This window comes from Endozoicomonas sp., from assembly GCF_051008435.1.
Classification (GTDB): Bacteria; Pseudomonadota; Gammaproteobacteria; order Pseudomonadales; family Endozoicomonadaceae; genus Endozoicomonas_A.
Genome location: NZ_JBPCXO010000209.1, coordinates 21,226 through 42,964, shown reverse-complemented (window position 1 = coordinate 42,964; position 21,739 = coordinate 21,226). Strand labels below are relative to the sequence as shown.

Below are 21,739 nucleotides of genomic sequence, written 5' to 3'. Positions count from 1 at the left end.
GGCATATGGCGGGGCGAGATCTTGGTAAACGGGAGCCTACGGAATCACTCAAATCTCATGCTGGGAAATTTGAATTATTGGATGCAACCTGATTGTCAAGTGAGAAAAACTGCAGAATCGAGTTATAGCTTCGCGATTGAAGGGGTTTTCCCGAAGAACCATCATGGTTTCAGGTAATACCTGCCCATCTTTCCCCTTGATGGCAGCGTGGGCTGGCTCGGTAATGATTTCGAAATCCGGATAAAGGCTTTTCAGCTCTGTACCGACAGGTGTTTGATATTTCACCTGATGGACTTCCTTGCCCCGAATCACTTCTTTGGGTAACAGGTGACGAATTGAGTTGGTCAGTTTGACGCTGAGCGAATACTTCAACATAAAAGTGGCATGGGTTGCATGGATGGCGCGAACTGAAGAGGTGGCACGCCACTGGCTGCCATGAAGGCCATAGTCGATGAGCTTGCCTTCACTGATCAGCTGTTGGATGTAAGCATTCTTTAACCACTGTTGTGCTTGCCATGGGTGAGCGGGTAACAGGGTTTGGTGCTCAGGAATATCCCGGAGAAAGCTACTGGAGAACTCAGAATCCTCAGAAGCCAGTTGGCGGGTCAGTTCATGGAATGAATATTCATGAACACTGTCTGCTTCCAGCAGGTTGGCATCAATGGAAAACCAGTGCAGCTGAAAACTATTGCCGTATTCAGGAATATAGCGTTCCGAGTCTTCTGCGGTAAATTGATCCCGACTTTTGGGTGTGGGATGAACGGAGTGACCCACCAGAAGAGCCTGCTCTGAAGATTGAAAATCAATGCAGCCAGCAAATATTTTATCCAGTTCATACTGTCTTAATTCAAGAACCAACTCCATGTTCTCAACGCTTCTTTTTACGCGATTAAGAAACAGTTTCCTGTGATTGAGTTCGCTGTTCCATAATGCATTGTCATTAATGATTAAATTTACAGATTCAGTGAATGATAATTCATGGAGTGTGTTGTTGCTTTGGTTGATTAAGGCAATCGGTGTATAAAACTGATGTCTGCCACTAATCGAAAAATGTTTAATGTGAATCAAAAGCAAATGTTTGCTGTTGTTCAGAGGAATTGAAACAGCAGCCTCAGCCTCAACAGGGGGTTGCCAATCTGAATGCAATGATTGATCTGACAGCCATTTTTTATGGCAATCAACAGACTCCAATGACCAGCCTTTCCATTCCCTGAGCAAAGCATTAAAGAAACAGCCTGCGCTTAGATATTCTGCCTGTTCATGACTGTTGATTCTATGATTCAGCTCATGACTGAATCTGTTGTTAATGGCGGTGTTTGCAGCTTTGGATGCTGTATTTTCAAGAGATGGAGTGGACACTGACATCATTCTCCAGAGGTTCTTGTTATCTTGATTTTTTTCATCAATTGGAATTGAATAGCGAAAAATATTCATCCATTCAGGGTTGTTAATAAGAGTGTTGACTCACTGAAAATAAGAATTTTTTTCTTTTCTGTATTTCAGAAGGAACCCAATTACTAAATGAAGCCAGTGCTGTTAAAGTCATGGCTTTAATAACTATTTCCTGCATTTATCAATGAAGTTAAATCAAGCTCGGGGCAAGTTTGATTTGCATTCTAAGTGAGAATCGTTATCATTTGCAACAATCCAAAACAAAAGACATGAACCATGCAACAAAACGAGCTTGGCCCTGTCATAACAAAGCCGGTTTATGAAACCGGCAACTCATTAAAAGATTTCTGTCGGTTTGGATCGGTATTTATGCTGGGTGCCGGGCAGACTACGTTATTGATTTGTCTGCCAGCCATTGTTGAAGAAACCGGTTTAGGTTATGGCCTGCTCACTGCCATGGTGCCGTTAGGAACCTGCCTGTTTATTTTTACTGCGCCACTCTGGGGAAGAATCAGTGACCGCTATGGACGCAAGAGAGTGGTCCAGTCTGGACTTCTCGGATTCACGGTCAGTTTTCTGCTGCTGGCGCTGGCGATTTATGGCCTGACTTTGGAACTACTGACGACAGAGTGGGCAGTTGGCCTGATGTTTTTTGCCAGAACTGTTTACGGTTTGCTGGTATCAGGTTTGTACCCTGCCGTTCAGGCCTGGGCTATAGACGACAGTGATTCTTCGAGCAGGGTGCGCAGTCTAAGTCGGATTACAGCCAGTATTAATGTCGGGCGTCTAATTGGCCCTGTGATTCCTGCGGTGCTGATTTCCCAGGGCAGTGTGTTCCCTGTTTTAGCGCTGGTGATTCTCACCATCCCTTTGCTCTTACAGGCCTCAATATTAACCACTGACCAGCCTTCAGGCGTTAAGCAGGAAAAGGGCAGTGAAGAAAAAAATCAGTTCAGGCAAATGATGAAATCACTTTGGCCTGTTTTGCTGGTGGCCTGCTCTGTGACAACGCTCTTCGGTCTGCTGCAGTACCTCATAGGTCCTATTTTGCAGCAGCGCTTTGCTTATGACGGCGTTGCGGCATCAAGAGTTCTTTCGATGCTTATGATGGTGGCAGCTTTTTCGACGGTGATTGCCCATTTGCTGGTGTCTCGCTGGGTTCAAGGCAGGCTGATTCTGTCATTAAAAGTCGGAAGCGTTTTATTACTGGTCGGTAGTTTCCTGCTGATCACAGCCACTAATCTGGTATGGCTGATATTCGGGCTGGTGGTGAGTGCCGCTTCGGTTGCATTGCTTACTCCGGTCTACACGACATTGGCATCAGAACAGGTGGATCAGCAGGGTGTCCTCACAGGAACTCTCAGTATGATTCACACCATCGGATATACCCTGGGAGCACTCCTGGCCGGATTAGGAGGATCATTGGAAAATCAGCTGGCAGAAGTCTTCTGTATTTCCCTGGCTGCCCTGCTATTGATGATCTCCTTTGTGTTAGTCGAGTCTCCAAAAAAACGAACTTGCTAGAGAAATTTGACCATGACCTCAATTCAAATGGTGGGCTGGCCCATTGTGACAGTCAGCTTTAATCGTCCAGCCAGCGATGATGATGCTAACCAGTGGTTGCTGGACCTTTCTGAACTGTTGGCGAGAGAGCAACCTTTCAGTCTTATTATTCAGGCAAAACCCAACAGTGAATTTTCGCCTGAGGCCAGGAAAAATCTGGGGCTTTGGTTTAAAGAGAACAGGGAGAATCTGGGGGAGTGTTGCCTTGGTATTGCCCGGGTTGTGATCTCTGAAGAGGAGGGTGACAGGGTGGTCAGTGACAACATGCAAAAAGCCATGCCTTTTCCCATGGTGGCCTGTCTCGATTTTGACAAAGCACGTGACTGGGCGATTGAGCGATTGAATCAAACGACGGTTTAAACTTGATAGTTCAAATGATAATCATTACTATTCGCGCCCGTTGTCTATCTATTGAGCAAATGGCTATCAGACAACATCAGGCAGTCTGGCATTGAATAATAATTATCAAGTGACGTGTACATGTGGCTGAATAGACACTATGAGGCGTTTGCTCCAAGAGTCTGTCAGTAAAGCTGTGCACTTCCACTAATCGAAAAGAAGCTGAGGCCATGGAGCAGACTCTGACGCTTGATCAGGCATGCTTGCAGGTGGGAAGAAAAACCATTCTGCAATCAACCAGCCTTGATATCACACCAGGAAAAATTACCGCCATTTTGGGTCCCAATGGCTCGGGTAAAAGCACTCTTTTGAAGCTTTTTTCAGGTTTGCTTGAGCCCAGTGAAGGCCAGATTCTGATGGGTGGGAAGTCGTTAAAGTCATGCCACCGTAAAACCCTGGCAAAAAAAATGGCTCTTTTACCGCAGCACTCACCTGTGCCTCTGGGTATGTCCGTCAGTGACCTGGTAGCTTGTGGTCGATACCCTCATGCAGGCCCTTTTGGTCGATTGAAAAAGGACGATCACAGAGCGATCAGCTCTGCGCTTTCCAGAGTGGGTATGGATGATTATGCCCATGAACGGGTAGACCATCTTTCTGGCGGCGAAATGCAAAGAGTCTGGTTGGCGATGGTACTGGCTCAGGAAACAGGCATTCTGCTGCTGGATGAGCCTACCTCCTGGCTGGATATCGCCCATCAGTTGCGTTTGCTGGAAATCGTCAGACAACTGAATCAGGAAAAGCAGACCACCGTTGTCTGGGTGCTTCACGATTTGAACCAGGCCCTCCAGTACAGCGATGAAGTGGTGTTGATGAACCAAGGGCAGGTGGTAAGAAAGGGCGCTGCTACTCAGGTATTGGATAAGGGCATTATTTCAAAAGTGTTTGGGGTAGAGACCCGTGAAGTTCAGCTAGAAGGAAGAAGAGAGTCTCTGTTTTTGCCAGTGGGCGAGCAGCAGGCTGGGCCTGTTCTTCGCAGTGTACCGAGTATGGAAGTAGCCTGAATGTTTGCAGTCCTCAAAAAAATCAGCTGCTGCCTGATGCTCATATCCACCACCACTATGGCTTCAATGACTGAACCAGATTTGCCTGCAATCCCAGAGAAGATTGCTGCGTTGAACTGGACTCAGGCTGAAATGTTACTCACCCTGGGCGTAGTTCCTGCAGGGGTGACATCGATCAAGAGTTATCGAAAGTGGCAGTCTGATGACCCGGTCATTCCAGAAGGTGTCACCGAGCTGGGGCAAAGAGCAGAGCCCGGCCTCGAAGCGATAGCCGCCCTCAAACCAGACCTCATACTCGGTTATAAGTGGCGCCATAGTCGTATAGCTGATGAGCTGAATACCATTGCTCCGACTGTTCTCTATACCCAGTATCCCAGTCAGGAAGACCCTGTGGATTACTTCGTGAGAATGCAGGGGATTTTTCGTTCAGTGGCTCTCATTTTGGGGCGGGAAGCTCTGGCAGAAAAAAAACTGAAAGAAATGGAGTCAGAACTGCAACAGGCTCGCAGTGTTATTAAGGCGGCGGGACTGTCTGGTCATAAAGTGGTTGTGGGTAAGTTTGTGGGGATGGGGCTGGGGCTTCGAGTCTACGGTGATTCGTCTTTGGCCGGAGCTATTGTAAACAAGATCGGACTCGACAATAGCTGGCACTCTGCGTTGCCAGGTCGTGATTTTACTCATGTTGATCTCCTTAAATTGACCACTATTGGCGATGCCAGCCTGATCATCATTGGCAGTCAGCCTGACAACCTGCCTGATATGGCTCAATCCTCAGTTTGGAATGCGCTGCCTGCTGTAAAAGAAGGCCGGGTTTATTACTTGCCAGCTCTCTGGTCATTTGGTGGTCCTGAATCGGCCGCGCGAATGGCCACTGCTTTTGCCAGTCATCTGGCTCCGGAGGCGTGATGTTTATTCTGGAGTCTGTAAAACCCACACTGGCAGTCTTCTTATTTATTTTGCTGGTGACTGTTTCTCTGACGGTGGGTCCTGCCGGTATCGACCTGGATTTACTGTATGGATTGCCATTCCTGAAAGAAGCGGCCCATCACTCAATGGCTTCTGAAATAGTAACCTGGTTGCTTTTGCCAAGAACCTTGATGGCTTTGCTATGCGGAGCAGCCCTCGGCGCTGCGGGTGTACTGATTCAGGGATCGACAAGAAATCCCTTTGCCAGTCCAGCGACACTGGGTGTGAATTCAGGGGCCATGCTGGCCATTGTACTGGGGTCCGTTCTGTTACCTGAAATCACGGATCAGTATCCGGTAGTTGTGGCGTTTACCGGGGCTGCTCTTACCACATTACTGGTCTTCAGGCTGGCCAGTGCCATCAGTGATTCACCGGTTAATCTGGTTCTGGTTGGCATGGCAATAACATTGTCACTGGGCGCTCTCAGTGCCGGTATGCTGATGTTTTTTGAAAACCGTCTGGATGGGCTGTACACCTGGGGTGCCGGTAATCTTGCCCAATTTGATTACCAGGCAATCAATAGCAGCTGGCCGATTTTTACCTTGATGATCGTCTTTGCGATGTTACTGGCCCGACGACTGGATTTGATTGAGCTGGGTAGTGAACAGGCTGGAAGTCTGGGGGTGAATGTAAAACGAACCGTGGGCTTGTCTCTGGTTATTGCTCTGTTGTTATCAGCCACTGTCGTCAGTCAGGTGGGAATGATCAGTTTTATAGGACTGATTGCTCCGCACATTGCCCGTGGGCTTGGTTATCGTTCAGCCTGGAGTCGCCTGCTGGTAGCCAGCATGATTGGCGCTTTGCTGCTTCTCAGTGCGGATGTCCTGGCCAGAATGATTCCCTTCCTGATGTCAGAAGCTCACTACAGTATTCCTGCCGGGGCGATGACCACAGTGGTGGGCGCTCCTTTTATGATTTTTCTGCTGACCCAACGTAAAAGGATCAGCGGTCTGGCAACGGCACCCAGAGAGACTGGAATACGTGCACTGTTTCACTGGTCTCCGGTAAAAGTTCTTCTGGTTCTGTTGTCTGTACTGATGGTCGCTTGTTATTTCAGTCTGTTCAGCGGCCTTGATATGTCCTGGATTGACTTGCGCTGGCCCAGAGTTTTGACGGCAGCTTTTGCTGGAGCGGCTCTGGCTGTTTCTGGTCTGGTTCTCCAGAGCTTGATGCGAAATCCGCTGGCCAGTCCCGATGTATCTGGTCTAACGACAACGGGTGTTTTATTTGTCGTCATGGGAACCGTGCTTGTTCCGGGACTGGAACGTATGGACATGGCCATGTTGTCGATGCTGGGTAGCGGTTTTGCTCTGGTTCTTTTGATGGCTCTGAGTCGGATGACTGGATTCAATCCCCAGCTCTTTGCGTTGGCTGGACTCTGTCTTTCTGCGGTTTCGGCCACGCTGATCAGCGTGGTGCTGGTTCTGGGCAGTAATCAGTCCAGTGAGGTACTACTTTGGCTATCAGGCAGTACTTATGCGGCCAGTAGTGATCTGGTTTACTTGTTGGGTTCCGGTGTGTTGATCCTGATTCCGATGTTGATGCTGATGTGGCGAAAGCTCGACATTCTTCAGTTAGGAGCGTTCTGGCCAGCATTGTTAGGCATCAGGGTAAAGGTTTCCGTCTTTCTGCTGATGCTGCTGGTTGCTCTGCTGAGTGCAGTCAGTGTTGCAACAGTGGGGGGGATTTCTTTCATAGGTCTGATGGCACCCCATATCTGTCGTGTGACCGGTATGTCCAGTCACAGGCATCTGATTCCGGCCACAGCCATGACCGGTGCATTGCTGCTGGTTCTCAGTGATTGGTTATCCCGATCGCTGATGTCTCCTTTTGAAATTCCTTCCGGACTGCTGGTCTCAGGAGCCGGAGGCATTTACTTCATCCTACTGCTGATCAGCGGTAAATACGTCCAAAGGCGTTAACTAATCCTTTTTGAAATCAGAGGCCTGCAGGAAGCAGGCCCGGAACAATGACAGGGATCTAAACAGCCATGAGCTAAAAATTCAGCTACCTCTAATTATGGGAATAGTTTCAGAGCCTCTATGAGCTGAATTTTTATAAAAATAAATATGATAATCAATATACAGGGAGTCCCTCACACATGAAGGCTAATAAAGCGCCTCTTGCCATCGCTATAACTCTGGCTCTGGGTAACCAGAGCTCTTTTGCAGAAACGAATGATTCAGTGACTCAGTTGGAAAAAGTGGTTGTTACCGCTTCCCGCTCTGAAGCCAGTATTTCTAATGTATCCGGAACCGTTCAGGTTATTAGCCAGGAAGAAGTGGCTCAGCAAAGCCAGCCCGGCCAGAAATTGGCGGATATTCTTGAGCAGCTGGTACCTGGCTTTGGTCCCAGCACCCAGACAGTGACGGACAGAACCCAAAGCGTCCGTGGTCGTAAAGCTCTGGTTCTGATTGATGGTATTTCTCAGGCCGATAACCGTCAGATCAGCCGCCAACTCAGCATGATCCGCCCAGAAAATATTGAACGCATTGAAGTGATCTCCGGAGCCAGCGCTATTTATGGTGGCGGTGCTACCGGCGGTATTATTAATGTTATCACCCGTAAGCCGGCCGATGGCGACATCCAGTTTGCTTCTGAAGCCGGTATCAAGGTATCGGGCGACGAACTGAGCACCTACACCCTGAATCAGAGTATCAGTGGTCGTCAGGGTAATTTTGATTATCTGTTCAGTGGTACTTACGAGAGCCGTGATGGTATTTTTGATGCCGATGGTGATCGGGTTAATCCGGACCCCTCCCAGGTCAGCCGTAGCGATACCGATTCCAAAGATGCTCTGGTGAAACTGGGTTATGATTTCAATACTGAGCAGCGTCTGGAAGCTACCCTGCAATACTTTGATGATCAGATGGATTCTGATTACGCCCCTGATACTTCTTCTATAGCAACCGGCAAGATTGCTGATACGCCAGCACCGGTTAAAGGCTTGGAACTGAAGGATCAACCGTATAGCAAGCGAAACTCTATTGATCTGGTCTACAGTGATGCGGATTTATTAGGTAACAACTTTCAATTGCAAACCTACTATCGTGAGCGCGAAGCAAGATTCTTTCCTTATCCCAATGTGATTGGCTCCAGCATTTTTGTTAATCAGTCGACTTCTACTGCAGAAGTCTTCGGGGTGAAGTTGCTTCTCGATAGAGAGCTGACCGACACTTTAAGAATCTCTTACGGTCTTGATTACGATATCGATAAGGGTAAGCAAAGAGGTCAGCTGCACGATCTGCAGAAGTACATAGCCAGTGGTGGCAAGGTCATCACACCCACAGGTTCCTCTTATGAATACGGACCGGATGTAGAAGCCAAGACGTTGGGATTGTATCTGCAGACATCCTGGGATTTGACTGAACAACTAACAATGAATGCCGGTGTACGTCATGAACAGGCTGAAGTGGATATCAGTGACTATAACCCTCTGGCGGAAACCTGGCTTTTGCCTGAAGCATTCAGAACTGTTTTGAAAGGCGATGTCAGAAAGTATGACGATAACCTGTTCAATGTGGGTCTGGTTTACCGGTTAAATGACAGCAATGAAGTGTTTGCCAACTACTCCCAGGGGTTTGAAGTGCCTGATGCTTCAAGAATTCTGAGAAATGCGGTTGCGCCAACCAGCCCACTGGCTGCCAATCCGGCCATAAATGGTACCAATGTTTCCGAAGCCAATCTGGATGCTATCAAGACCGACAGTTATGAGTTGGGCTGGCGTGGGCGTTTTGACAGCCTTCTGGCCAACGCTTCTGTCTTCTATAACGAATCAGACAAAACCATTTCTTTTAACTCTGATTACAACGTCGATCTGCTGGATCAGAAAAGAAAAGTGTATGGCTTTGAAGGTTCTCTGGAGTATTTCCTCAATGATAACTGGAGCTTGGGTGGCAGCTATGCCTTCACTGAAGGACGCAGTTACTATAAGGAAGTGGATCGCTGGTTAGACCTGCAGGCAGCCGATGTTTCTCCTGAAAAGTATGTGGCCTTTGTTTCCTATGATCAGGAAGGCATAAATGTACGTCTGCAGTCCACCACCTTTGCGGATTACGACAAGGGTAAGAAGGTTTCCGGTGGCAAGGTCGTGAGTCTGGATATCGATGGTTATACCACAGTCGATTTGCTGGCTTCCTTTGACTTGCCGGTGGGAACACTGAAAGCAGGTATTACCAACCTTCTGAATGAGGACTATGAAACGGTTTACAGTCAGTGGGCAAGAACCACTTACAGTGGCATCAGTGCTCATAAGGCGGAAGGACGTGCTTATACTCTGAGCTATCGCGTAGAGTATTAAGCCGGACAAACTGCCGGGCTTAACCCGGCAGTTTCTTTCAACTGATCCAGCTAAGCGCCAATGGCACGACCCATGGAGCCAGCAAAGCGCTGATACTGGCAGAAAGCACCAGAGCCAGAGCGCTATAGGCACCTTCCTGCAGAGAGCTTTGTACAATTCTTGCCGTACCCAATGCATGACAGGCAGTGCCCATAGCAATTCCCCGGGCTTTGGGATCCGTGATTTTCAGCAAAGAAAGCAATGGCATGCCAAAAATAGCGCCCATAAGGCCCGTCAGGATAACGGCAATGGCTGCAAGAGAGGGGACGCCATTCAGGTTATCCACAATCATGACGGCAATGGGGGTTGTGACCGACTTGGGAGCCAGAGAAATAGCCACCTGACCATCGGCACCGGCCATGACCGCCAGAATTACTGTGCTGATGAGGGCAAACAGGCTGGAAGCAAAAACCACCAGAATCACACCGGGCAGCTCTTTGTGAATCTCTCTCATCTGTTGATAAAGCGGAACCCCCAGAGCGACTACAGCCAGGCCGAGCAGATTGCTCAGCCAGTTACCTCCCTGTTCATAGTCTGAGTAGGAAATATTGCCAGCCAGTAGAATACCTGCCAATACCAGAATACTGATCAGTACCGGATTGAGCAGCGAGTGCTTAAAACGATTCTGAAGCTTCCAGGCAATCAGGTAAACGGCCACTGTCAGAGAGCAATAAAGCAGGCCTTTCATCGGGATGACAGAAAACATCATCGTTGGGTTCGCTCCAGCCATTGAAACAACCAGCCGGCGACGGCCATGATGATCACTGTCCCCAGAATGCTGGTCAGCAGCAGAGCGCCAAGACTGTTGGCCAGCAAGTCCAGCTGGTCGATCGCACCCACTCCGATAGGCACAAACAACAGGGACATCCAGCGCACAAGAAAACCGGCGCCAACTTCAACCCAGGACAATCGAATAAGGCCACTGCATAACAGTGCAGCCAGAAGAAGCATCCCGATAATACTGCCCGGAAGGGCATGGCCGATCCAGACACTCACCAGGTCACCTGTCCACAGACAGGCCATCAGAATAATGACACTGCTTAGCCAGGCAGCCATACGTCGGCATACAAAGGCTATTTTCACTAAAAAACTCCGCTATGATGGTTTATAGACTGCTTACAACGCTTGGCTGTATGAGAAAGCACTAATACTGGATCGCCCATGAAAATCTGCATTTTTAATGCCAAAAAATACGATCGTGAATACTTTGATCAGTGTAATGCTGACTATGGTTTTGATCTGGAATACTTTGATATTCACCTGGATGAAAAAACCGCTCACCTGGCCAAGGCGGGTGATGCAGTCTGTGCATTTGTGAATGACGATCTCAGTCGGCCAGTGCTGGATGTACTGGCTGAGCATAATATCAGACTTCTGCTCATGCGCTGTGCCGGATTTAACAATGTTGATCTTAAAGCTGCTGCAGAATTGGGTATTACTGTCGCAAGAGTCCCTGCGTATTCTCCTGAGGCTACGGCAGAACATGCAATTGCCCTGATCATGACCCTGAATCGAAGAACTCACAAAGCTTACCAGAGAACCCGGGATGCGAACTTTTCCCTTGAGGGTCTGACCGGCTTTAACTTGCACGGTCGTGTAGCGGGTGTCATTGGTACAGGCAATATAGGTATGGCTGCCGCCCGTATTCTGAAAGGTTTTGGCTGTAAGCTGCTGGGTTACGACCCCTATCCAAACAAGGCCTTTGAAGAACTTGGGGGGGACTATGTTTCACTGCACCACTTGTTGCAACAGAGCAAGTTGATCACGCTTCATTGTCCTTTAACGGAAGATAACGAATACATGATCAATGAGGATGCATTCAATCAGATGCAACCCGGAGTGGTGCTGGTAAACACCAGTAGAGGACAGCTGCTGGACTCAGTGGCAGCGATGGAAGCGTTAAAGAAAGGCATACTGGGCGGACTGGCTCTGGATGTTTACGAAAACGAGCAAGATCTTTTCTTTGAAGATCTGTCGGACGAGATGATTCAGGACGATGTTTTCCGACGTCTTTCAGCCTGCCATAACGTTATTTTCACGAGTCACCAGGCATTTCTCACTGAAGAGGCGCTGACCGCCATTGCTGAAACCACATTGATTAACGCCAAAGCCTTTTTTGAAGGTAAAACCTCAGGCAATGAAATCTCCAGAGAAGTACCGGATCAGCATTGAAGGTCGAGTCAGTAAGCCCCGACCTTCAATAGATTACTTTTTAGCCGCTTTAAGTGCTTCTTTCTCTGCGTCACTCAGGAAAGAAATCGTCAGGCCATTTTCCTGAGCCTGGCGAATCTGCTCCAGGGACAAGCCTGCAGCAGGAGCCGCCACTTCATATTCATAGGGCAGTTCAATACCTTCTACAGCGGGGTCATCAGTATTGATTGTGGCCAGCACACCGTGCTTCAGGAATTTCTTGAGCGGGTGCTTCTCAATGCTTGGGAAGGTACTGGTCTGGATGTTTGAAGTCAGGCAGGACTCAATACCAATACGGTGTTCAGCCAGATAATCCATCAGCGCTGGGTCTTCAATGGCTCTGACACCATGGCCAATTCGGGTTGCACCCAGATCACGAATAGCCTGCCACACGCTTTCAGCACCAACGGCTTCTCCAGCATGAACAGTCACATTCAGGCCAGCATCACGAACCTGCTTGAAGTGCCCAACAAACAATTCGCCCGGCTTGCCAAATTCATCACCTGCCAGATCAATAGCGACCAGTTTGTCTTTAAAGGCGAGGCACGCATCCAGTTCTTGCTGGCAGGCTTCCTGACCAAAAGTACGGCTCATGATACCGATCAGATTGGCTTTGACGCCAAAGTCACGGCTACCTGCCTGTACACCGTCCACTACTGCTTCTACTACACCCTGAGGGTCAAGGTTGTGAGTCATCGCCATGTAGTAGGGGCTGAAGCGCAGCTCGGTGTAATCGATTTGAGCATTCAGAGCGTCTTCTACATTCTCATAAGCGATACGACGGCAGGCATCGTAATCCGCCAGAACTTTTACACCCCAGTCCAGCTTGGCCAGAAAACTCACCAGACTCGGCTCGTTACTCATAACACGGACATGGGGAATCAGCTCTTCCAGATTACTGGCCGGCAGCTCTAAATTATGCTGCTGGCCCAGCTCCAGAATTGTCTGAGGGCGGATGTTACCGTCCAGGTGACGATGAATATCAGTGAGGGGAATAGACTTGTCAATCATGTTACTGCTGCTCTCATCAATCGTTAGGTGCCTGTAGCTCCCAGGCTCAGGATTTTTTTTTAGGGAGTGAATCTTACAGGGTATTAGCCATAAGTCTAAGGCGAGAGTAGCAGAGTTCCGCTTTTGGTGGACAAATTCAGTCAGTATTGCTGACAGGGCAGTCATTCAGGGCCTTGCAGGGGAACAAGCCATACCGGGCATAGTCAAAATGTTTATGAATTTATGAATTTATGAATTTATCAATTTAGTAAAGGGAGTATTACTATGGCCAGTCCACTAGGCTCAATGAAACCTTCGTTCACTCCTGAACTTTTAGTGAAAGAAAAAGTTCAGATGACACGTGAGATGCTTAGCGATCATCCGAGTCGCGCAGCTGAATATTCATTGAATAGATGTCGTGCTCTTAAAGGGGCTTTAAGCATGACGCTTGCAGGCATGACCCTGCCAAAGTTGCCAGAGTCTCCTGAGCAGTGCCCTTATTTGAATGGCGGTAAAGAACTTGAGTCCCGTTCTGTCGAAGCTTCCTCATCCTGGTTGGGTAGCCTTTGGTCCACATCCACAGATTCACAAAAACTGTCCGAGGCGGATCAGTCTGAAGTGCTGGCTGAGCTGGAGAAAATGGACGGGAAAATCCAGAGAGATTACCGCCGTCTTTGCCAGATCCATAGTCAGCTCTGTGCGGTTCTCGATATTGCCCAGCAGACTAAAACTTCTTTGGATAATGATATTCCTTTCTATGACAAAGCCGTAGAAAACCAGCAAAAAGATCAAGAAGAATTAGGGGTCATGGCGAATGAACTCCTGGATGAGTTCGAGAAACTAAAAAATACCTTCCTCACTGACATCCAGCAAAGAGATCAGGGTCGTTATCAGGAATATGACCAAAACCCTTCAAGAGCGAACTTCTCACAAGCTTTGATAGGACACGTACGCTCACTTGAGAGTGAGTTGCGTCAGAAGAGCAGAATGCTTGAAGCCAAAGATCACGAAGTTCTGGAGTTGGATAAAAAGATACAAGAGCTTACTCAACAGGTAGAACTCAGTGAGAAGCAAATGTTTCAGGCTCTGACTGAGCAGGACAGACTGGGGCGTGTTGATCATCTGGCTGTGCAGCTGGAAACCGATCTAAGAGAAACCCGGGATCGTGTAGTGCTGTTTCAGGACGTTGCTCGAAAGGCCCAGGAAGAGAAAGCTAAAGAAACCAGACGTGTTGAAGATCTGGACTTTAAGTTAAATCAGGTAACGAGGGAGCTTCGAGAGAAAAGGGATCTTGAAGGTCAGTTCTCAGAGCTAGGCAAGATCAACCGGGGTTTACAAAGAAAGCTGCAAAGTGCTGAAGCCAACTTCGCATCTGCTGTAGAGCATTTAGAGAAGTTTGCTGAACTGCAGAAGAGAAATGAACTTATGCAGTCTCAGTTAAATGCTCAGGCCAGGGATCTTAAGAAGATTGTCGGTGAGAGAGAAGAAGCAAAATCTAAAGTAGCGGCCATTGAAAAACACTTGAAAAGCCACTCTTCCAGTGCCTTTTTGATGCAAGAAGAGAAGGCCAAATCTGAAAGAGGATTGCTTCGTCTGCAAAGCCAGATTAAACAACTTGAAACTCGATTGAACGACGAGAGAAAACGCTATGAACAGCTGGAGGCAGAAAAGCTCGCATCAGACTCTGATGTTCGTCAGCTTAGAGGAGAATTTGCCACCAAGGTCAAAGATGAAAAATTCAGGGCCAGTCTGGCCAACATTCAGCTTCAGAAGGAACTGAGTGAAAGGAAAGCCGAGTACGAAAAAGAAAGAGCTCATTATGTCAAACTGGCCAGTGAGCTTGATTCACTGAAAGTTGAAATAGACAGAGAGAGGCGCAAGGCCACCGAATATTTCACGACCAGTCAAAGGCTGGAGCGTGAAGCAAGGGAAGCCAAAAAGAACTTGTCTCAATTGCAGACCCAAAAGACAAAGCTCGAAAAACAGTTAAGTGAAGTCAGTTCACAGCTTGAGGTCTCCAATGGAAAGGTGTTGAAACTGGAGGATCTGAGCCTTAGACAGGAAGCTGAACTTAAAACACTCAGATTAAAGGCTTCTGAACTAAAAGCTAACAAAGAGGGGCTTGCTGCGGTCAATAGAGAATTGCATCAGACCAAGTCTGAATTGCAGATAAAAGTAAAAGCTGAAAAAACACTGCAAGAAGAACTTCGTCAGAAAGAAGACGAAGTGCGAGGCTGGATCATGGAATCTCAGAAGTGGAATACAGCCAGGGCTTCTTTGGAAGGGAAGGTACAAAGCGTCAGTCAACAACTGGATAAGCTCAGCCAGGAGCGTGATCGAGTTGCGGCTGAACTAAGACAAAAGTCCACGCAGGTGGATAATTTGTCAAAATCTCTGCAAGAAGCCACTACCCGTCTGAAGCACGTTCAGAATTCTGCTAAATCGGGGCAGTCTACTAACCAGCAGACCATTGAAGCACTCAAGGTTGATTTAGCTGAATCGAAACGTCTCCTGAAGCTGGCTCAAGAGGAGCTTTTGTCTTCAGAAGCGAAGTTCAAGAAATCCTACGGGCAGTCTGAAGAGCGCATCAGTGAGTTGACAAAGCAACTGGTGAGTACCAAGGCAAAATTAACCAGTGCAGAGGAAGCCGAGAAGCGGGCTGTGAATGAAGCTGCCAAGGCGAAGTCTGGTTGTACCGTCATTGAGAAAGAGGCGACAACGTTAAGAGAAGAAACGACCTCTCTTAGAAAGCAATTCAATGCACTGAACACTGAACATAAGCAGCAAATGGCCGCCAAGCTGGAGCTTGAAAAAGAGATGGTTACTCTCAGGTCTGAGGTGGAATCTCTGAGAGAGAAAGCTAAAACAACCGATAGTCTGGAAGAACAGGTGCGCTTGAGCCGCAGATCGCTGGAAGAAAAGCAAATGCAAATGTCCACTCTGGAGAGAGATTTAAAGGCTCAGCTGGAAGGACTGAAGCAAGAGCTGGAAACGTCCAGGGATAAGCTTCATGAAGAGGAAGGTAAAACCTTGGGACTTCAGTTGGATTATAACTCCGCAAACAGCCAGGTTGTAAAACTGAAAGCCGAATTTGCTGAAGCTATGGCAGAGCTCGAGAAGCTTAGAGAGCAGACTAAAAATCCAGGTCAGGCGGGCACACTGGGCTCAGGATTTAATTTCCAGGAGACGGGCGTTGAATACGATGACGGTAACCCCTACGTGAGTCTTGGTGCCTCTCTGCATCAACCGCCTTCTCTGGTTCATCAACCTTTGGGCACTGTCTATGAGAGCAGTTTGTCCAGTCTTCAGGTCCATGGTGATCGTGGTGTTTCTCGCTTTGAATTCCAGGACATGAAGCGACAGAAGGAAGAGTTGGATCAACAAATTGCCGACCTCAAAGAAGAATTGAGAATTTCCAGGCATTCTTTTGATCAAGAGAAGCGGAGAGCTAACAAGGCTTCCTGGGAAGTCGGTGACGTCAAAGAAGAGCTCTCAGAAGTTAAAGCTCAAAACTCAAAGCTGTTAAAAGCCGAAACGGATCAAATTCTGGAAGAGAAGAAGTTGCGTGAGGAAGTCAGAAAGCTGAATGGACAGATCGCTCAGCTTAAGCTTGATCATGCATCGGAACTGAAAGAAGAAAGAGAGTTCGGTGAAAAAGCCAGCGCCAGAAATGCTGACCTTGAGACAAGCCAAAAGCATATGAGAAGTGAGCTTGAGGATCTCAAGTATCGTCTGGTGAAGGATATGCCACAAGTGATGTTAGAGAACCGTACTCTGACGGAACAAAATAAAGTCCTTCAGGGCGGGCTTTTGGAAATCGTCCAGCTGTTCAGAGATCATCTGCCAGAAGACGATGAGAAGGTTCTGGATGAAAAGATCCAGGCTATGGCTGCCTACTTGTTGCCAAAGCAACAGTAAAAGACAGTCTCTAGGGCTAACCGGCATCTGTTAAACAGATGCCGTTTTTTTATCAAATGAAATCAGACATTTAACCGCTTGAAGCGATTGACCAGTCCATTAGTGGAGCTGTCCTGATCGGACGTGGCGCCACTCTCTTTCAGACGGTCATAAACCTGATTGCCCAGGACCTTGCCCAGTTCTACACCCCACTGATCAAAAGAGTTGATCTGCCACAGGGTTCCCTGAACAAAGACTTTCTGTTCATAGAGCGCCACCAGAGCACCGACCACTTCAGGTGTGATCTTCTCAGGCACAATCATATTGTTTGGACGGTTACCAGGAATCACCTTGTGTGGGGCCAGAGCGTCAATGTCGTCACTGTTCATACCTGCTGCGGTCAGCTCATCACGTACTTCATCCTGATTTTTACCCTGCATCATGGCCTGACTCTGGGCCAGAGCGTTGGCAAACAGCCACGGGTGTTGTTCACCCAGAGGATTATGGCTGGTGGCTGGAGCAATAAAGTCGACAGGAACCAGTCGTGTACCTTGATGCAGCAGCTGGTGGTAAGCGTGTTGATCATTGGTGCCAGTACCACCCCAGATAACGGCACCTGTCTGGTAATCCACTCTGCTGCCATCCTGACGGGTCTGCTTGCCGTTACTTTCCATGTCCATCTGTTGCAGGTGACCCGGGAAGTCGCGCAGGAAGTAATCGTAGGAAATTACTGCGTGGGACTCGGAACCAAAGTAATTCTGGTACCAGACTCCCAGCATGCCCAGAATCACAGGCATATTTTTTTCCAGTGGCGCCTGGGCAAAGTGTTTATCCATCTCCCAGGCACCTTTTAGCAGCTTCTGAAAGTTCTCAAAGCCAGCCACCAGGCTGATCATCAGACCAATAGTGGACCACAGAGAATAACGACCACCCACCCAGTCCCAGAGTGGCAGAGTATTTTCCTGGGCGATGCCGAACTCATCAATAGCCTTGAGGTTGGTGGAGATGGCAACGAAATGTTTGCGGATATCGGATTCGGCGCAGCCTTTTTCCAACATCCAGGCTCGGGCAGCCTGGGCATTCTGCAGCGTTTCGAGTGTGCCAAAAGATTTGGAGGCAACGATAAACAGGGTGGTTTGAGGATCGATCTTGCGGAACACTTCGGAAATTTCGTTAGGGTCGATATTGGCTACATAGTGATGTTCCAGCCCTTCAACATGATAAGGCGTCAGTGCATTGATGGCCGTCTTCAGGCCCAGGTAGGAGCCACCAATACCAATGTTGACAATATGCTTGATGGACTGGCCGGTGAAACCTTTCCATTCGCCGGAATGCACGGCATCAGTAATGCGTTTCATGCGCTCGTGAGTATCACGAATCTTGGGCATGACATCTTCGCCATCAACCATGATCGGGTCAGTGCCAAAGTTACGCAGAGCGGTGTGCAGGACAGCACGCTTCTCGGTGTAATTGATTTTCTCGCCCTGAAACATGGCCTGAATGGCTTCCGGCAACCCGGCTTCTTCAGCCATTTTCATCAAAGAAGACATGACGTCGTCGTTAATCAGGTTCTTGGAGTAATCCAGGAACAAACCTGCTACTTCAAGGCTATAACGCTCATACCGATCCTGGTCACCGGCAAACAGTTCTCGCAGGTGTGTACCTGCCATCTTTTGTTGCAGAGTTTCCAATGATGAAGATGTGGAAAGATGTTTAAGAGGGGTCATGATGCAATTCAACCTCTGGAGGGTGAGAGGAAAACAGGTCAATAAGCCGGTATGGCTTCTGCCTTTTTATGTGCGTCAGGTCAGGAGTGAATACTGCAGGCTCTGGATAAGTTTGCCTGCAGTATTCGGGCCACTATGTATCCGGCCTAAGCGAATACAACAGATTGAATACTTATAGGTCGACCGTAATGTTATCAATCAGCCGGGCTTTACCCAGGTAACCCGCTGCCAGAATCACCAGTTGCTGATCTTCGGGGCTAGCTGGCAGAAGGGTGTTGGTACTGCTGATATTGAAGTAGTCTGGCTTAAAGCCAGCCTGGGCCATTTTGGCAAAGGCATCGCGACGCAGAAGATCAAAATCGCGCTCACCGGCCAGGATAGCTTCACGGGATGATTGCAGGCAGCGATAAAGCGTAGGAGCAATTTCCTCACGTTCTTCCTGAGTCAGGTAGCCGTTACGGGAGCTCATGGCCAGACCGGTTTTTTCCCGGGCAATGGGAGCGCCGACAATCTCAACAGGCATGCACATGTCTCTGGCCATCTTGCGAATGATCGCCAGCTGTTGGAAGTCTTTCTCTCCAAATACCGCGACATCAGGACGAACAATATTAAACAGTTTGGTCACGACAGTGGCTATACCGGTGAAAAAGCCTGGACGACTTTTGCCGCAGTGCATGCCATCGAGGACTTCTACACTCACGTGAGTGTGTTGCTCACTGCCTTCAGGATATATCTCTGTCGTTTGGGCCGTGTAGAGCAGATTGACACCCTGCTCGTTCAATAGCTGTTGATCCTGTTCCATGGTGCGGGGGTAAGAGTCGTAGTCTTCGTTAGGCCCAAACTGTAGTGGGTTAACGTAAATGCTGACAACTACGACATCGCAGAGCTCTTGAGCTTTTTCAACCAGAGTCAGATGACCGCCGTGGAGGTTACCCATGGTCGGTACAAAACCAACGGTTTTGCCTTCAGCCTTGCAGGCCGCTACAGCGTCCCGGATTTCAGCGATGGTATGAACTGTTTTCATAGTGAATGACTAGACTGTCAGTGATTTTGAAAAGCCGATAGTTATCCGGCTCTTGGCTATTCGAAAAGTGAATGGAGCATTGTGCTCAGCCAGACCGTTGAACAGTCTGGCTGAAGATGGGCTCATTCGAAGCTGTGTTGCTGACCCGGGAAGGTCCCGTCTTTAACTTCTGCAACGTAATGAGCAACGGCTTCCTGTGGAGAGCTGCTGTCTTTCATGTAGTTTTTGACAAACTTGGGTTTGCGGCCCGGAGTCAGATCAAGCATGTCATGTATGACCAGTACCTGGCCATCGGTTGCGTCTCCGGCACCAATACCAATCACAGGAATCTCGACCGCTTTGGTGATTTCCCGTGCCAGATCACTGGGTACGCATTCCAGTAGCAGCATGGCTGCACCTGCAGCCTGCAGGTCAATGGCTGCCTGGATCATGCTGTTGGCTCTTTCTTCTTCCCGCCCCTGAACCTTATAGCCACCAAAGACATTCACAAACTGTGGGGTCAGCCCCATATGTATGCAGACGGGAATGCCCTGTTGCTTGAGACGGGTCACGATGGGTGGCAGCCAGCCTTCACCTTCCAGTTTTACCACTTCGGCACCAGCCTGCATGATTTTGGCCGCACTCATCAGAGCCTGCTCTTCAGTGGCGTAGGAAGCAAAAGGAAGGTCAACCATGATCATGGAGTCGTGGGCTGACTGGGCAACACAACGTGTGTGATAGCACATGTCATCAACGGTGACGGGAACTGTACTGCTTTTACCCTGTATGACATTACCCAGGGAATCCCCTACCAGGATGACTTCAACCCCTTGCGTGCTGACCAGATGAGCGAGCGTCGCGTCATAAGCTGTCAGACTGGTGAATTTTTCGCCTGACTGCTTCATATCGGCGAGGGTTTTAAGGGTTACTTTAGCCATCTATCAGGACCTTAAGCCAGTCGCTTTGGGAGTAGGCTTTAAGCGTTAAGCAAAAAAGCCATCAGGAAAGGGAAGAACCGATACTGTCCGGTTGATCCCTGTCTTTGTCAGGGGCGGATTATACGCAATGCTTTGATAACTGTCAGTTCCTGGATCAGAGCCAGGGGTACTTTTCTGCCATGACCTCAAGACCGGATGTACCCATTTCTTTCAGTAATTCTTCTACCGGTTTTCTGCTGGGGAGTGTCAGGTCCGGTTGAATATCCAGAAGTGGACAGAGCACAAAGTTTCTTACATGCATCTGATAGTGCGGCACTGTCAGGCGTTCAGACTCAATGACCTCATTGCCAAAAAGAATCATATCCAGGTCTAGAGTTCTTGGCCCCCAGCGAACAGTTCTGACTCTGCCATGGTCATTTTCAATAGATTGCATGGCATCGAGCAAGGCCAGTGGTGTGAGTGTGGTTTCAACCCGAACGGCAGCATTGCAATAATCTGGCTGGCCTTCAGGGCCTACCGGTTCGCTGATATAGAGTTTCGAACAGCCTGAAACCTCAATTTCAGGCAGAGAATCGATGTCGTCCACTGCTCTTTGCAGTTGCAGGCCGGGGTTTTCCAGATTGCTGCCCAGGGCAATATAGGCGGTGGTCATACTTCAGATCCAATGGTTTAAAAATGACTCATGGCCCTTCGGGGCTCAATCAACCAATCAGTATTTTCTCACACCGTACTTCAGGGTTGAAGACAGCGTCATAAGCTTTCAGATTATTGGTTAAACCATAGGATAGAACCTGCAGAGCAGGGAAGAGCCATTGCGTTATTGATGGAATTAAGGGTGAACTCCAGACGGTTGGCCATATAGTAAATGTTGTCATGCTTCTCAAAGGCATAGCAGTACAGCCTTAGCATTTGGGTTGGACGATCGTGCATATAAAAAATCAGAGAAGGAAAAAAATAGTCCCGGATCACAAGATTCCTGCTGGCTGGCAGCCTACCGTAATGCTCAGCTGAAAACTGCTCACCATTCGTCTTGGGGCGAAAATAGAGTTTAAATGTCTGGCTAGGGGGTGTATTCAGACAATCATCTGGCCAGACGGCAGGCCAGAACTGGTTGTGGATAAAAGCTGTTCCTGAAGCTTGATGGCTGGCAACAATCAGGGCAATGAAGTCACTCCAGTAATCCATTTCGCGCAGGCAATCCTCTTTCGTCGGAACAGAAACTGCCTGAAGCCAGGAACTGATCGTAGCCATTATTATCGCTATCAGGGAACGGTTTATGCTTTTGAATATGGCTGATCTTTTCTGACACAGCATTACTGTTTATGACTCCCGGA

General features: G+C 48.5%; 17 protein-coding genes. 8 read left to right on the top strand and 9 right to left on the bottom strand.

Annotation, left to right across the window (positions count from 1 at the left end):
- Positions 1–48: 48 nt before the first annotated feature.
- Complete coding sequence (locus tag ACR2PX_RS10925) at positions 49–1,359, bottom strand: IucA/IucC family protein (protein ID WP_433999388.1); 1,311 nt, start codon at positions 1,357–1,359, stop codon at positions 49–51.
- Positions 1,360–1,668: 309 nt separating this feature from the next.
- On the opposite strand from ACR2PX_RS10925, the gene ACR2PX_RS10920 reads away from it, so the two are divergent.
- The 6 genes from ACR2PX_RS10920 to ACR2PX_RS10895 all read left to right on the top strand — a co-directional run bounded on the left by ACR2PX_RS10920 (position 1,669) and on the right by ACR2PX_RS10895 (position 9,621).
- Positions 1,669–2,916, top strand: a complete 1,248-nt coding sequence (locus ACR2PX_RS10920; protein ID WP_433999387.1) for an MFS transporter — start codon at positions 1,669–1,671, stop codon at positions 2,914–2,916.
- 12 nt (positions 2,917–2,928) lie between these two features.
- Positions 2,929–3,315 carry a hypothetical protein gene (locus ACR2PX_RS10915; RefSeq protein WP_433999385.1) on the top strand — a complete coding sequence of 129 codons (387 nt, stop codon included), beginning with the start codon at positions 2,929–2,931 and terminating at the stop codon, positions 3,313–3,315.
- Positions 3,316–3,524: 209 nt separating this feature from the next.
- Positions 3,525–4,355 carry an ABC transporter ATP-binding protein gene (locus ACR2PX_RS10910; RefSeq protein ID WP_433999383.1) on the top strand — a complete coding sequence of 277 codons (831 nt, stop codon included), beginning with the start codon at positions 3,525–3,527 and terminating at the stop codon, positions 4,353–4,355.
- 36 nt (positions 4,356–4,391) lie between these two features.
- Complete coding sequence (locus ACR2PX_RS10905; protein ID WP_433999382.1) at positions 4,392–5,261, top strand: ABC transporter substrate-binding protein; 870 nt, start codon at positions 4,392–4,394, stop codon at positions 5,259–5,261.
- Positions 5,261–7,243 carry an iron ABC transporter permease gene (locus tag ACR2PX_RS10900; protein ID WP_433999381.1) on the top strand — a complete coding sequence of 661 codons (1,983 nt, stop codon included), beginning with the start codon at positions 5,261–5,263 and terminating at the stop codon, positions 7,241–7,243. The genes ACR2PX_RS10905 and ACR2PX_RS10900 overlap by 1 nt, the downstream gene beginning before the upstream one ends.
- Positions 7,244–7,422: 179 nt before the next feature.
- Positions 7,423–9,621, top strand: a complete 2,199-nt coding sequence (locus ACR2PX_RS10895) for a TonB-dependent receptor (RefSeq protein ID WP_433999380.1) — start codon at positions 7,423–7,425, stop codon at positions 9,619–9,621.
- Positions 9,622–9,658: 37 nt separating this feature from the next.
- On the opposite strand, the gene ACR2PX_RS10890 is transcribed toward ACR2PX_RS10895, so the two are convergent.
- Entirely contained in the window at positions 9,659–10,369 is a 711-nt protein-coding gene (locus tag ACR2PX_RS10890) for an LrgB family protein (RefSeq protein WP_433999379.1), read from the bottom strand.
- Positions 10,366–10,743, bottom strand: a complete 378-nt coding sequence (locus tag ACR2PX_RS10885; RefSeq protein ID WP_433999378.1) for a CidA/LrgA family protein — start codon at positions 10,741–10,743, stop codon at positions 10,366–10,368. Before ACR2PX_RS10885 ends, ACR2PX_RS10890 begins: the two co-directional genes overlap by 4 nt.
- Before the next feature lie 78 nt (positions 10,744–10,821).
- Between ACR2PX_RS10885 and ACR2PX_RS10880 the strand changes: the two genes are divergently transcribed.
- The gene (locus tag ACR2PX_RS10880) at positions 10,822–11,832 is read left to right on the top strand and encodes a 2-hydroxyacid dehydrogenase (RefSeq protein ID WP_433999377.1); all 1,011 of its coding nucleotides are present in this window, start codon (positions 10,822–10,824) and stop codon (positions 11,830–11,832) included.
- A 33-nt stretch (positions 11,833–11,865) separates the two neighbouring features.
- Here the strand turns inward: ACR2PX_RS10880 and add are convergent, their stop codons facing one another.
- Positions 11,866–12,861 carry an adenosine deaminase gene (add, locus tag ACR2PX_RS10875; protein ID WP_433999376.1) on the bottom strand — a complete coding sequence of 332 codons (996 nt, stop codon included), beginning with the start codon at positions 12,859–12,861 and terminating at the stop codon, positions 11,866–11,868.
- A gap of 264 nt (positions 12,862–13,125) precedes the next feature.
- Between add and ACR2PX_RS10870 the strand changes: the two genes are divergently transcribed.
- On the top strand, positions 13,126–16,758 hold the full coding sequence (locus ACR2PX_RS10870; RefSeq protein ID WP_433999375.1) for a hypothetical protein: 3,633 nt from the start codon (positions 13,126–13,128) through the stop codon (positions 16,756–16,758).
- Positions 16,759–16,820: 62 nt separating this feature from the next.
- On the opposite strand, the gene pgi is transcribed toward ACR2PX_RS10870, so the two are convergent.
- The 5 genes from pgi to ACR2PX_RS10845 form a co-directional block, all read right to left on the bottom strand.
- A complete protein-coding gene (gene pgi / locus ACR2PX_RS10865; RefSeq protein WP_433999374.1) occupies positions 16,821–18,464 on the bottom strand; it encodes a glucose-6-phosphate isomerase in 1,644 nt (547 codons plus the stop codon).
- A 172-nt stretch (positions 18,465–18,636) separates the two neighbouring features.
- The gene (gene panC / locus ACR2PX_RS10860) at positions 18,637–19,488 is read right to left on the bottom strand and encodes a pantoate--beta-alanine ligase (RefSeq protein ID WP_433999373.1); all 852 of its coding nucleotides are present in this window, start codon (positions 19,486–19,488) and stop codon (positions 18,637–18,639) included.
- A gap of 122 nt (positions 19,489–19,610) precedes the next feature.
- Entirely contained in the window at positions 19,611–20,405 is a 795-nt protein-coding gene (gene panB / locus ACR2PX_RS10855) for a 3-methyl-2-oxobutanoate hydroxymethyltransferase (RefSeq protein ID WP_433999372.1), read from the bottom strand.
- A gap of 154 nt (positions 20,406–20,559) precedes the next feature.
- The gene (gene folK, locus ACR2PX_RS10850) at positions 20,560–21,057 is read right to left on the bottom strand and encodes a 2-amino-4-hydroxy-6-hydroxymethyldihydropteridine diphosphokinase (protein WP_433999371.1); all 498 of its coding nucleotides are present in this window, start codon (positions 21,055–21,057) and stop codon (positions 20,560–20,562) included.
- A 113-nt stretch (positions 21,058–21,170) separates the two neighbouring features.
- Positions 21,171–21,656, bottom strand: coding sequence for a hypothetical protein (locus ACR2PX_RS10845; RefSeq protein ID WP_433999370.1), 486 nt, complete (start codon positions 21,654–21,656; stop codon positions 21,171–21,173).
- Between the last annotated feature and the right edge of the window lie 83 nt (positions 21,657–21,739).

Coding starts and splice junctions, on each gene's coding strand:
- panC (WP_433999373.1), bottom strand. CDS start 19,488: ATGAAAACAGTTCATACCATCGCTGAAATCCGGGACGCTGTAGCGGCC.
- ACR2PX_RS10915 (WP_433999385.1), top strand. CDS start 2,929: ATGACCTCAATTCAAATGGTGGGCTGGCCCATTGTGACAGTCAGCTTT.
- ACR2PX_RS10845 (WP_433999370.1), bottom strand. CDS start 21,656: ATGGCTACGATCAGTTCCTGGCTTCAGGCAGTTTCTGTTCCGACGAAA.
- pgi (WP_433999374.1), bottom strand. CDS start 18,464: ATGACCCCTCTTAAACATCTTTCCACATCTTCATCATTGGAAACTCTG.
- ACR2PX_RS10910 (WP_433999383.1), top strand. CDS start 3,525: ATGGAGCAGACTCTGACGCTTGATCAGGCATGCTTGCAGGTGGGAAGA.
- add (WP_433999376.1), bottom strand. CDS start 12,861: ATGATTGACAAGTCTATTCCCCTCACTGATATTCATCGTCACCTGGAC.
- ACR2PX_RS10920 (WP_433999387.1), top strand. CDS start 1,669: ATGCAACAAAACGAGCTTGGCCCTGTCATAACAAAGCCGGTTTATGAA.
- folK (WP_433999371.1), bottom strand. CDS start 21,057: ATGACCACCGCCTATATTGCCCTGGGCAGCAATCTGGAAAACCCCGGC.
- ACR2PX_RS10900 (WP_433999381.1), top strand. CDS start 5,261: ATGTTTATTCTGGAGTCTGTAAAACCCACACTGGCAGTCTTCTTATTT.
- ACR2PX_RS10905 (WP_433999382.1), top strand. CDS start 4,392: ATGCTCATATCCACCACCACTATGGCTTCAATGACTGAACCAGATTTG.
- ACR2PX_RS10870 (WP_433999375.1), top strand. CDS start 13,126: ATGGCCAGTCCACTAGGCTCAATGAAACCTTCGTTCACTCCTGAACTT.
- panB (WP_433999372.1), bottom strand. CDS start 20,405: ATGGCTAAAGTAACCCTTAAAACCCTCGCCGATATGAAGCAGTCAGGC.
- ACR2PX_RS10895 (WP_433999380.1), top strand. CDS start 7,423: ATGAAGGCTAATAAAGCGCCTCTTGCCATCGCTATAACTCTGGCTCTG.
- ACR2PX_RS10880 (WP_433999377.1), top strand. CDS start 10,822: ATGAAAATCTGCATTTTTAATGCCAAAAAATACGATCGTGAATACTTT.
- ACR2PX_RS10890 (WP_433999379.1), bottom strand. CDS start 10,369: ATGATGTTTTCTGTCATCCCGATGAAAGGCCTGCTTTATTGCTCTCTG.